This window comes from Bulleidia sp. HCP3S3_C9, assembly GCF_052064035.1.
In the GTDB taxonomy this organism is placed as follows: Bacteria; Bacillota_I; Bacilli_A; order Erysipelotrichales; family Erysipelotrichaceae; genus Bulleidia.
On sequence record NZ_JBQHWJ010000146.1, the window covers coordinates 1 to 448 of the forward strand.

1 pseudogene is annotated in these 448 nt (G+C 38.4%); it reads left to right on the forward strand.

The features are described from left to right. Positions 1 to 448, forward strand: a pseudogene (locus tag ACTND6_RS11185) (hypothetical protein); the annotation flags it as partial.

The window sequence follows — 448 nt, forward strand, 5'->3', positions numbered from 1 at the left end:
ATCCTGGATTTACAAAAGGTGGAAATGCAAACAGTGGAAAACCTATGCTGAAATGTAGCTGCTGTCATAAACGCTTCACTTATGACAACGGTCAGCTTACACACTATTCCCACCAGGACGAATCAAAGTGGGATCAGCTTATCGTAGATACCTTTTCACAAGTACCAGTAGAAAAATCAGCAGCGAATATGAATATAAGCACATATACAGTCTGGCGTATGCGAATGAAGCTGCTTCATATGCTTGAAAAAATGATTGCAGATACAGTTGTCTCTGGAGAAATAGAACTGGATGAAAAGTATGTACTAAATTCACATAAAGGTGAAAAAATAGATAATTTGAAACCAAGAAAACGTGGTGGTTCAGCTTCTAAAAGAGGACTGTCAAATGAACAGATCTGTTTACCTACAGCAGTGCAGAGAAATGGCACTGCTGTTTTAAAAGCAAC